An 11,962-nucleotide genomic window follows, 5' to 3' on the forward strand; every position below is an offset into this window, starting at 1 on the left:
ATTTTTTTATTCATTTAATTCAAGAAACGGTAATCGGCTAGATTTGCATTTTTGGTTTCTAGCCAATACTTCCATGTATAACTCGGCCAAAGTGAAAAATTCTTTCCGCCTTCTTGCTGATACCAACTCACACAGCCAGATTGCCAAACTGTGCCTGCAAATTTTTCTTGGATTTTACGGTTGAATTCTTCTTGGACTACATCTTTGACCACGATTGCTTTGGTTTTGGATTTTTCTACAGCTTCAATCAGTTGTAGAATGTAATTCACTTGAGATTCGATCATAAAAATTACAGAGTTATGACCTAAAACAGTATTCGGGCCTAAAAGTTGAAAGAGATTTGGAAATCCTTTGGTAGAAATTCCATAGTAGCTTTCAGCACCCTCTTTCCATGCTTCTTTCAACTCAATACCATTTTCACCATAACATTTAAAATCTTTTAAATAAATTCGTGGATCAGTAATAAAACCAGTACCGTAAATTAAGCAATCTATTTCTCGTACTTGCCCATCTTTGGTAACAATCGCATTTTCAGTAATTTCTTGGATGCTGTCCGTCACGAGCTCTACATTCTTGCGATTAAATGTTGGGAAATATCGATTTGATACCAAAATTCTTTTACACCCCATGGTGTAATCTGGTGTCAATTTTTTTGCTATTTCTTTATCTTTGACTTGGAAGCGAATAAAAGCTTCTGCAAGTTTTTGACCCAGTCGCATCATTTGAGGTTTTACAATCGGAACTACGCGTGATTCATTTGACCAATACAAGCGCGCTCGATGCAATTTTCTAAACCAGTCGTATTGGGCAAACAGTTTTTTGTCTAAAGCATTATAAGCACGTTCATCGCGCGGTATTACCCATGCAGCAGTTCTTTGAAACACGTATAACTGTTTGGTTTTTGGTGCAATCTCAGGAATATATTGAATAGCACTTCCACCTGTGCCGATACTGGCTACACGTTTACCATTCAGGTCATAAGCATGATTCCAAGATGATGAGTGGAATACTTCGCCTTTAAATTTTTCGATACCTTTAATTTTTGGAATTTGAGGAATATGCAATGGACCAGAGGCAAAAATAAGGAATTGACTGCGTAGAGCACTTTGATTCTTGATGGAGATTTCCCACGCATGAGCTTGCTCATCGAAGCGTGTCGAAATGACTTCGGTATCAAATTGAATAAATTTTTTTAAATCATATTCTTGAATAAGATCTTGAATATATTGAAAAATTTCAGGTGCTTCAGCATATCGTTTTGTCCAATCAGATTTAGGTGCAAAAGATAATGAATACATATGAGACTGCACATCACATGCAGCACCCGGGTATTGATTTTCACGCCAAGTACCACCTACATCTGTAGCTTTTTCAAGAATAACAAAATCTTTGATACCGCGTTTAAGAAGTTGAATAGCTGTGGCTAATCCTCCAAATCCGGCGCCGATAATCGCAATTTTAGTATTTTTCTTGATGAGTTGCGTTTCAGTTAAGTCGACTGAATTTGTATCTAGCTGATCTGATGTAATTTCCATTTTAATACTCGTTTATATTATTTGAAGCTATCATAAGCAGTCTGGACTGAAACTGACATGATTTCATTGACATTTAATATTGATATTTTCGGCAATATTCTTTCCCTTTTTTTTAGGGTAAAACATATGCAACTTTAATTTTAAAATTCTGTTTTATGAAAAGGTCGATTCTCGGTTTGTTGTATCTCATACAGGGCATGCGACAGGTCGGAATAAATGTGGACGAAAGATTGGAAGCTGTCGGTTTAAAGGCGGATGCCTTAGATCCGAGTTCAACGATTCAACCTGAATTAGAACAAATGATTCAAAGAATTATTGCTAAAGGGGTTAACCCGCTGCTTGGTTTGGATGTCGGTCAACATTATGCGCTCGCAGGCTATGGTCCGCTTCTCATGCTGTTGGTCACAAGCTCGAATGTCGGTGCGGCTCTCACAAATGGAATACGCTATCAAGCGCTTACCCATTTATCGGGTAGGCTTACATTAGAGCAGACGAGTGTCTATGCGGCTTTATGTTATGAGCCACTCAATTTACAAAGTGAAGTTGATGAGTTCAGGGCTCAATGTGAAATTTCAGGTACGGTTAAATTCGTGCAAGATATCTACAAAATGATAGGATTGCCCTTTCCTGAAGTGCAGATTGAATTGCCGTTTTCACGACCGAAAGAATCCATTTTTTTGAACAAGTATTTGAATTATTTCGGTGAACAAGTTCGGTTTGAACAAGAGAAATTTCGACTGATTTTTGATGCTGAAATTTTAGAATTGAAGTTGCCTTCAGCTGATCAAATCACATTTAATGTCCATCAACAAAGATGTAATGCTGAAATCGAAAGATTGAATGCACAACAATTGAATCAACACCAGTTGATTCAAAGAATTCACGATTATTTGGATTTACAAACGGGGCAGATTCCAACAATGGCAGAAACTGCTCAAGCATTGAATATTCCAGAGCGTACTTTGCGACATCAGCTTAACCAACTGGATACAAGCTATAAGCAAATACGGGAGCAACTCATTCGAGAGAAAGCGCTTCGATTAATTGAGTACAAAGAGTATTCAATCGAAGTAATAGCTGAAATGCTTGGATATTCAGAACCTGCAGCATTTAACCATGCTTTTAAAAGATGGTTTGGACAAAGTCCACGACAGTATGGGAAATAACCTCAGCATGTATGCTCAAATGGTATATGCCAAAGTGTTATTTATCATTTTTTTAAATATTCGTTATACTTCCGACGGCCTAAAAAAGTAATCAATATCTATGTTCCATTCTCATTCTTCGCAAAATAGTTTAAGTCACACTCCGCAATCACCTGCAGAACGTTATGCTCACGCAATTTCGTCAGGACAATTTATGCCTGATGATGCTCAAGCTCAAGCTGTACATGAACTTAATCGTGTTTGGGAAGAACTGATCTTACGATATAAAGCTTCTAAAAAAGCGTTTCGACGTTTTCGCCGTCAAACAGCCCCGAAGGGTGTTTATATGTGGGGTGGTGTTGGGCGTGGAAAAACTTGGTTGATGGACCAGTTTTATGATGCGATACCATTCCGTCGTAAGACGCGTATGCATTTCCATCATTTTATGCAATATGTGCATAAAGAGTTAAATAAAAATTCAGGACAGCAAAATCCACTCGACATCGTTGCTGATCAAATTTACAAAGATGCGGTTGTGATCTGTTTTGATGAATTCTTTGTATCAAATGTCACGGATGCGATGATTTTAAGTGATTTATTCCAAAAGCTATTTGTTCGTGGAATTACACTTGTTGCGACATCAAACATTGCACCAGATGGTTTATACAAGAACGGTATTCATCGCGACCGCTTTATTCCAACGATTGAAATGGTAAAAAAGAATTGTGTCATTTTGAATGTGGATGCAGGTGTTGACTATCGTTTGCGTGTACTGAAACAAGCGCAGTTGTTCAAATCACCTTTAAGCCATGATAATCAGGTATGGATGGCACAACGTTTTTCAGCATTAACCAGTGCTCAAAATGTGAGTGAAGAACCGATCATCATTAATGGACGTAATGTCGATACAATTGGTCATACTGAAGATGTATTGTGGTGTGAGTTTTCTGAACTTTGTATGAAGCCACGAAGTCCTGCGGACTTTATCGAAATTGCGAACACTTATAACACTGTCCTAGTCAGTAATGTTCCCGATCTGAATGATTATTTATCAGAAGGAACACGCCGATTCATTTATTTAGTCGATGAGTTCTATGATCGTGGTGTTAAATTATTACTAACCTCACATGCCAGTATCATTGATATATATAGTGGCGAAAAATTAGCGTTTGAAATCGAACGCACACGTTCACGCTTACTCGAAATGCAATCAGATGACTATTTACAATCTGCGCATCGACAAATTGATATGCCTGCAGAATAAATGTGAAAATTCAAAAACGAACCCAAACAGATGATGTTTGGGTTTTTTTATTTGGAGTGGAATAAATTTGAAATCGTCGCTTAAAAGCGTAGAGAAAATAGACATATTGGTTTAAATTAAATCAGATTTGATGGAAATTGGCACTTAAGTCTAATTTCTACCTTTATAAAACTTTATACACTGTAATTAGATTGTTGAATTAAAACGACTCAATAAGTAATAGATCAAAAGTCTCATCTGATTGGTGTCTATAATAAATGATCACTATTTAGCAATGTGATATTACTATTCAGCAATTTATAAATGGGTATACTAGATTCTCTTGTATAAAAAGTAGCAATATCAGGAAAGACAATGACTGCACGTATTCAGAAAGGCAAGTTAGCGATTGCTAAAGAACTCTACGATTTCATCGAAAATGAAGCACTACCAGGTTCTGGTTTAGACAGTGAAACTTACTGGAAAAACTTTGAACAAGTCGTTGTTGATCTTAGCCCAAAAAATAAAGCACTCTTGGCTAAGCGTGATGACATTCAAGCGAAAATTGATGAATGGCACCGCAATAATAAATTTGAATTAGGAGCTTACAAAGCTTTCCTGACAGAAATTGGCTACTTATTACCAGAAGTAGAAGATTTTCAAATTACAACTGAAAATGTAGATGAAGAAATCGCACTATTGGCGGGTGCACAATTGGTTGTGCCTGTACGTAATGCACGTTACTGCTTGAACGCTGCAAATGCTCGTTGGGGCTCTTTATATGACGCATTGTATGGTTTCGATGTCATCTCGGAAGAAGGCGGTGCGGAAAAAGGTAAGGGGTATAACCCTGTTCGTGGCGAAAAAGTTATCGCTTTTGCTAAAAATTTCTTAAATGAAACTTTCCCTTTAGCAAATGGATCACATGCGGATGCTACGAAATACGCTGTTGAAGCAAAAAAATTAGTGGTAACGCTTAAAGATGGCAGCACAACGAATTTGGCTAAAGAAGCTCAATTTGTAGGTTTTAATGGTGAAGAGTCTGCGCCGACAGAAATCGTTTTATTAAATAATGGTTTGCATGTCATCATTGAAATCGATGCGACAAGCCCAATTGGTCAAACGGATGCTGCTGGCGTAAAAGATCTTGTTTTAGAATCTGCGGTAACAACGATTCAAGATTTGGAAGACTCAATTGCTGCGGTTGATGCTGAAGAAAAAGTTGAAGGCTACCGTAACTGGTTAGGTTTGATGAAGGGTACTTTGGAAGAGAAAATCGAGAAAAATGGTAAAATCATTACTCGTGCTTTAAACAAAGACCGTACCCACAAGAATCTGATCGGTGGCGAAACAACTTTACACGGTCGTTCATTGATGCTTCTTCGTAACGTTGGTCATTTGATGACAAACCCGGCGATCCTTGTGGATGGTCAAGAAATCTATGAAGGTATCATGGATGCATTGATCACACCGTTGTTAACGTTTGCTGACATCAAAGGTCAAAACGAAATTAAGAATTCTCGTAAAGGTTCTATGTATATCGTTAAACCTAAGATGCATGGCCCTGAAGAAGTTGCATTTGCAGTTGAACTATTTGAGCGTGCAGAACAAGCTCTAGGTTTGCCAGCAAAAACGCTTAAAATCGGGATCATGGATGAAGAGCGCCGTACTTCTGTAAACTTGAAAAACTGTATTGCTCAAGCGAAAGATCGTACCATCTTCATTAACACAGGATTTATGGACCGTACAGGTGACGAAATCCATACCTTTATGGAAGCAGGTCCATTCGTTCGTAAGGGTGAAGTTAAATCTCAAATTTGGTTCCCTGCATATGAAAACCGTAACGTGATGGTTGGTTTACAAGCAGGCTTACGTGGCAAAGCACAAATTGGTAAAGGCATGTGGCCTAAACCAGATATGCTTTTAGATATGTATAAAACCAAAATTGAGCATCCTGAAGCTGGTGCGAGCTGTGCTTGGGTTCCATCACCATCTGGTGCTGTAATTCATGCGATTCACTATCACCAATGTAATGTTTCAGCGCGTCAACAAGAGTTGTTAAAAACTGAAGCATTACCTTTAGATGATTTATTAACTCCACCATTAGCGACTGATACGAATTGGACTGATGAAGAGAAAACCAAAGAGTTAGAAAATAACCTTCAGGGTATTCTTGGTTATGTTGTTCGTTGGGTTGATTTGGGTGTTGGTTGTTCTAAAGTTCCAGACATCAACAACGTTGGTTTGATGGAAGACCGTGCAACTTTACGTATTTCATCTCAACACGTTGCTAACTGGTTACGTCACGGTATCGTGACTAAAGAGCAAGTTGAAGAAGTAATGCAACGTATGGCTAAAATTGTAGATGAGCAAAATGCGAACGATCCAGCGTACACACCAATGGCGCCTGGGTTTGACGGTTATGCTTACCAAGCAGCATATGATTTAGTGTTTAAAGGTGCTGAACAACCATCAGGTTATACAGAACCATTACTTCATGCTTACCGCTTGAAGCTTAAAGGTTATACTGGTGACTAATTAAAATAAGAAAGCCTCTCCGGAGGCTTTTTTTACGACTGTGTAAAATAGTTGACCATTGGGTAAAAAGTGGCATGTAGAGGGACATAAAATGACGCGATATTCAAATTTAAATCAACAGTATATTAACGGTTCTTGGTTAAAAGGCTCTTCAGAGCGTGTCATACAAAATTTTAATCCATTTGATTTAAAAGAAATACACCAAATTCAAGCGGCGAATCAGTCTGATGTTGATCTCGCTTTTTCTGCAGCACAACAAGCATTTGATCTTGGCTTAACTACCTCTGCTATAGATCGCAAGAAAATCATTCAGAAGCTGCATGACATCATACAATTACGTAAAGACGAAATTATAGATTGGCTGATTACCGAGTCTGGAAGTACGCGTCTCAAGGCAAATATTGAAGTAGGTGCTGCGCTTGGTATTATCTCAGAATCATTCACTTTTCCTGATCAAATCCAAACTGTTCAGCTAGAAAGTAAAGATCCTGCGAGAAAAAGTTTTTATCAACGCAAAGCGTTGGGTGTTATTGCTGTCATTAGCCCTTGGAATTTTCCATTTCATTTGTCAATGCGATCGGTTGTTTGCGCAATCGCATGTGGAAATACAGTGGTACTAAAACCTGCGAGTGACACACCTGTTACAGGTGGAACATTATTAGGGAAATTGTTTGAAGAGGCGGGTGTGCCCGCTGGTGTACTGAATGTCATTGTGGGTAGTGGTAGTGAAATAGGGGATTATTTTGTCGAGCATCCTATTCCGAAGATGATTTCATTCACTGGTTCTACAGAAGTAGGACAAAATGTTGGTGCTAAAGCGATGGCCAGCTCTAGAATCAAACGACTTGCTTTAGAGCTTGGGGGGAATGCGCCATTATTAATTCTTAAAGATGCAGATTTAGATTTGGCAGTCGATTTGACGATCAAGGGGCGCTTCCTTCACCAAGGTCAAATCTGTATGAGCACTAATCGTGTCATCGTAGATCAATCAATTCACAATGAATATGTTGAAAAGCTTTTAAGCAAAGTAAAAGATATTCCTGTGGGTGATCCTAATCTTGATGAGACGCTTATAGGACCTATTATCAATAATACACAAGTGAAGCAGCATCAACGAATTATTGATCAGGCTCAAATAGAAGGTGCTAAGTTGGTCTATGCTGGGGGCATTGAGAATAATTTGGTTTCACCTCATGTGTTTATCGATGTGTTGCCGACATATGCAATTGCTCAAGAGGAAAGCTTCGGACCAATTCTGCCGATCATCAGAGCAGATGATGAGGCACATGCAATTCAAATCGCCAATGACACACTGTTTGGTTTATCTGGTGCTGTATGTACATCTGATATTAAGCACGGAGTAGAAATCGCTTCAAAACTCGACATTGGAATGACGCATATTAATGGTATAAGTGTTGCAGACCATGCTAATGCACCATTCGGTGGAGAAAAGAACTCTGGATTAGGGCGCTTTAATGGGCATTGGATTATGGATGAATTCACGCGTACACACTGGATGACAGTACCAATATCATCATAATGAACTGAATTGGATCGGCTATAATAGCCTAAGTTTTTTATAGTATTGAAAATTATGCTATGTGTGCCAACTTTAAGCCAATACAAGCGCATCAAATCCAAGCATTAGAACTTCCACATATTTCATTTGAATATGTGGAAGAGGTTTATCCAAGCTACGAAACCCCGTTATTATTTAAATCTGATCATAGCTACGAGTGGAGGTTAGTTAATTTTGGTTTTATACCAAAATGGGCAACTGATACAGAAATAGCGAAGAAAACCTATAATGCACGCAATGAAACATTAAGCGAAAAAAGAAGTTTTCAAGAAGCATTTGAAAAATGTAAATTTGGTGTAATTCCAGTCACTGAGTTTTATGAAGCAAAATATATTAATGGACGACCGCAACGATGGGGTGTGAGAAGAAAAGATGGTCAGGCATTTTTTATCGCAGCGTTGTATGAAATCACGAAAATTGATCAAATTATTTATCGTTCAGCAACGATGATTACCATGGATGCTATTCATCACGAAATGATGAAGGATTTTCATGAGCCTGGAGATGTTAAACGGTCAGTAATTATTATTCCGCACCATAAATTAGATCAGTGGTTGAGTTTAAAATCCCCCGACATTCAGAACTTTGTTGAAGGCTTTCCAGTAGGGGAATTTGAATGTTTTTATTGTCCAAAACCACGGCAGAACAATACAGCCCAACTCAATATGTTTGATGATGGGCTTTAATCTAAAGTTTAGGAAAATTAATGCGCTAAATTTTTGAAAATATGCTTTAAGCTTTCCATTAGTTTTTCAATTTGAAGTGGGGTTAATCCCTCAAATGTTTGTTCAAGAACCACACTCATCAGGTCATTAATTTTTTTTGTCATTTCTAAACCTTTTGGTGTCAGTACCACACGTGTAATACGGGCATCGTTTTCACACGAGTAAGTGTCAACCATTCCTTCATCTTTTAAACGGTAAACGATTTTTGTAGTCGTCGACATTTTTGACACAATCATGTCAGAGAGTTCTGAAACACTTGCATCTGGTTTAGTAGACAATGCGACAAGCAAACGTCGACGAGAATTATCAACGCCATACTTTTTGAGCACATGGTCAACATTCAGTACATACTGAGAATGGACTTGAGTGATCCAATAGAATGGAAAATTTTCGAGTTCAAAATTTTCAGATGAAGGTAAAAATTTTGCATATTTTTTTGACATCGCTACGTCCTTGTCAGTGTAACTTAATTGTTTTTATTAATTTAAATATTACATGAAGCATAACCTATATTAAAAGAACTTTGTTCAAATAATCAACTTATGTTCAAGCGCTTACCTTAAATCAGACAAAAGGTATGACACCTATTGACTTCAGTTTTATAAAACATATTTCAATGATCTGTAAATATTTTTATGTGTATCAAAACAGAAGATTCGAAAAATACAGCTATATTGATCTTCATGATTATATCTTTATGTCAATTCCACGCTGACCAAATTCTATTGAAAAATAGAGGAACTATAACTTGGCACTGATATTTTTTTTTGTGTCGAAAATGTCAAAGACTATTCAAGGATGGCAATTACGACTAAAGATATGATCTCAATTTACATAAAAAATTGTTTCGAACCAAAAAAAAGTAATTACAAAATTAAATTCTTATGCATAATAGTTCCATCATTTCTGAAAAGGTAACTTTATATATGGACCCGTCGCCGTGTTGGCCTAATTTAGCTTCTTACATTATCTTAAATAATAAGAACCAGGAGATTTAATATGGAATTTCTATTGGATCCTGGCATTTGGATAGGGTTAATTACCCTTATCATTCTCGAAATCGTTTTAGGTATTGATAACTTAGTATTTATTGCGATCCTTGCAGAAAAACTTCCTCCAGAACAACGTGACAAAGCCCGTGTAATCGGTTTATCCCTCGCATTATTGATGCGTCTAGGTTTGCTTTTTGCGATCTCATGGTTAGTGACCTTAACACAGCCATTGATTGAAGTTTTTGGAAAAACATTCTCAGGTCGAGATTTGATATTGCTGTTTGGTGGTCTATTCCTTGTGTATAAGGCTGTCAATGAACTCCATGAAAAAATGGAGGGTAAACCCGAGATTAAAACGAATAACAATGTCGTGTACGCTGGTTTTGCTGCAGTCGTCGCTCAGATCGTAGTGCTTGATGCAGTATTTTCACTCGACTCAGTGATCACTGCAATTGGAATGGTAGATAATATTTACGTGATGATGGCTGCGATGATTGTCGCTATGGTTGTCATGTTAATTGCATCAAAACCGTTAACTACGTTTGTTAACCGTCATCCTACGGTGGTTATCCTTTGTTTAAGTTTCTTGTTATTGATCGGTGTAAGTCTAATCGCTGAAGGTTTTGGATTCCATATCCCTAAAGGTTATATTTATTCAGGTATTGGTGTTGCAATTCTAATTGAAGCATTCAATCAATTTTCGAATCGTAATCTTGAAAAAAATCAAGCGAAGATTCCATTACGTCATCGAACTGCAGATTCAATTTTAAAATTGATGGGCAGTAAATTGGATGCCGATATTGCAACATCCAAAGAAGTTGAAGAAATTCAACAAGCTTTTGGTGATGAAGAACGTTATATGGTTGGTGGTGTGCTATCACTTGCTGAACGTTCAGTTGCTTCAATTATGACACCTCGAAATCAAATTTCTTGGGTAAATATTGAAGACGATGCCGAAGCAATTCGCGAACAGGTTTTAGCTGTACCTCATAGTCTTTTCCCTGTTTGCCGTGGACAATTAGATAAAGTCATCACGATTGTACGTGCAAAAGAATTGATTGATGCATTAGATGATCCAGATCAACTGAAAGATTTGATGAAACGTGTGCGTCCTATTTTCATTTATGAAAAAATGAAAGTGATTGATGCAATTAATACATTAAGAACTTCAAAAGGTTCATTGGTACTTGTTACAAATGAATATGGCAATATTCAAGGTTTAATTTCACCGTTGGATGTTTTTGAAGCAATTGCTGGTGAATTCCCAGATGCTGATGAACAGCTTGAATTGGTCAAAATCGACGATACCACTTGGAAGGCATCTGGTATGTTGGATCTATATCAATTAGAGCTGGCTCTTGATATTTTAGATTTAGTTCTGGTGCAAGAAGACTCTGGTTATTTCAGTGTTGCAGGACTAATTTTAGATAAAACGAGTGGGGCGGTTGATGTTGGTATGGTGATCGAACATCAAGGGGTTAATTTTGAAATTCTAGAAATGGAAGATAATCGAATTAAAACCGTTAAAATTACGCTTTAGTGTCTGATAAAAAAAGCTCCGTAAAGGAGCTTTTTTTTGGCTTAAATCTCTATATAAAGCATGTATATAGCCAAGTCATAATTTGAAATATGAGATAAGATGCTATACATATTGCAATGTGTATTCTAGCGAAGGAATGTAAGATCATGGTTGATCAAATGGAATTATCGGTACGACTCGCTATATTTTTTAGTGGTATTTTTTTATTGACCGGTATGCTTACTGGCGTTTGGAAGTATGTGCAAATCAGCTTATCTAAACAAGCTCGAGCACATTATTATGTTGATATTGCGCATAGAAGTAGTTTGCTATATGCACCTGCAACGTTAATTCTAGCGGTTATGGCATATTTTTCAGCATTGAATGAATCAATCAATTTGCTCTTTATTTTGATTAATATTTTCTTTTTTGCATTCTCAATTTTAAGTTATATTTTGCATGGCTTATTGAAAGATACGACAAATCAGTTCAAAGAACCACATCAATTAGGGCGTATTGAATTACCAAAATTGCTCATGAGAGGTGCGATGGTACTATTGGTCGTAGGTGAGGTTGGGGCGACCTTAGGTTTGCTTTATGGTTTGTATATTGGGTTATTCTAAGTAAATCAGTAGAAGAGCTGAATTGAAAAATTTGTTATTTTGATAGTGTGATTTGAATGATGA

General features: G+C 37.3%; 9 protein-coding genes. 7 read left to right on the forward strand and 2 right to left on the reverse strand.

The features are described from left to right. Positions 1–14 precede the first annotated feature (14 nt). A complete protein-coding gene (locus AC1M85_RS06255) occupies positions 15–1,535 on the reverse strand; it encodes a flavin-containing monooxygenase (RefSeq protein WP_488213764.1) in 1,521 nt (506 codons plus the stop codon). A 155-nt stretch (positions 1,536–1,690) separates the two neighbouring features. Between AC1M85_RS06255 and AC1M85_RS06260 the strand changes: the two genes are divergently transcribed. The 5 genes from AC1M85_RS06260 to AC1M85_RS06280 all read left to right on the forward strand — a co-directional run bounded on the left by AC1M85_RS06260 (position 1,691) and on the right by AC1M85_RS06280 (position 8,726). Continuing rightward, positions 1,691–2,701, forward strand: a complete 1,011-nt coding sequence (locus tag AC1M85_RS06260; RefSeq protein WP_488213765.1) for an AraC family transcriptional regulator — start codon at positions 1,691–1,693, stop codon at positions 2,699–2,701. 100 nt (positions 2,702–2,801) lie between these two features. Beyond that, positions 2,802–3,944 carry a cell division protein ZapE gene (gene zapE / locus AC1M85_RS06265; RefSeq protein ID WP_481587652.1) on the forward strand — a complete coding sequence of 381 codons (1,143 nt, stop codon included), beginning with the start codon at positions 2,802–2,804 and terminating at the stop codon, positions 3,942–3,944. Between the two features lie 354 nt (positions 3,945–4,298). Continuing rightward, positions 4,299–6,461 carry a malate synthase G gene (locus AC1M85_RS06270; protein ID WP_180028202.1) on the forward strand — a complete coding sequence of 721 codons (2,163 nt, stop codon included), beginning with the start codon at positions 4,299–4,301 and terminating at the stop codon, positions 6,459–6,461. Between the two features lie 91 nt (positions 6,462–6,552). Further along, entirely contained in the window at positions 6,553–8,001 is a 1,449-nt protein-coding gene (locus AC1M85_RS06275) for an aldehyde dehydrogenase family protein (RefSeq protein ID WP_488213766.1), read from the forward strand. Between the two features lie 59 nt (positions 8,002–8,060). Continuing rightward, the gene (locus AC1M85_RS06280) at positions 8,061–8,726 is read left to right on the forward strand and encodes an SOS response-associated peptidase (protein WP_481592103.1); all 666 of its coding nucleotides are present in this window, start codon (positions 8,061–8,063) and stop codon (positions 8,724–8,726) included. A 17-nt stretch (positions 8,727–8,743) separates the two neighbouring features. Here the strand turns inward: AC1M85_RS06280 and AC1M85_RS06285 are convergent, their stop codons facing one another. Then, positions 8,744–9,208, reverse strand: a complete 465-nt coding sequence (locus AC1M85_RS06285; RefSeq protein WP_035266085.1) for a MarR family winged helix-turn-helix transcriptional regulator — start codon at positions 9,206–9,208, stop codon at positions 8,744–8,746. A 556-nt stretch (positions 9,209–9,764) separates the two neighbouring features. Here AC1M85_RS06285 and AC1M85_RS06290 point away from each other — a divergent pair. Continuing rightward, complete coding sequence (locus tag AC1M85_RS06290) at positions 9,765–11,297, forward strand: TerC family protein (RefSeq protein WP_488213767.1); 1,533 nt, start codon at positions 9,765–9,767, stop codon at positions 11,295–11,297. A gap of 146 nt (positions 11,298–11,443) precedes the next feature. Further along, the gene (locus AC1M85_RS06295; protein ID WP_257227597.1) at positions 11,444–11,899 is read left to right on the forward strand and encodes a hypothetical protein; all 456 of its coding nucleotides are present in this window, start codon (positions 11,444–11,446) and stop codon (positions 11,897–11,899) included. The last annotated feature ends 63 nt before the right edge of the window (positions 11,900–11,962 follow it).

Source organism: Acinetobacter sp. 24-47-64, from assembly GCF_057737055.1.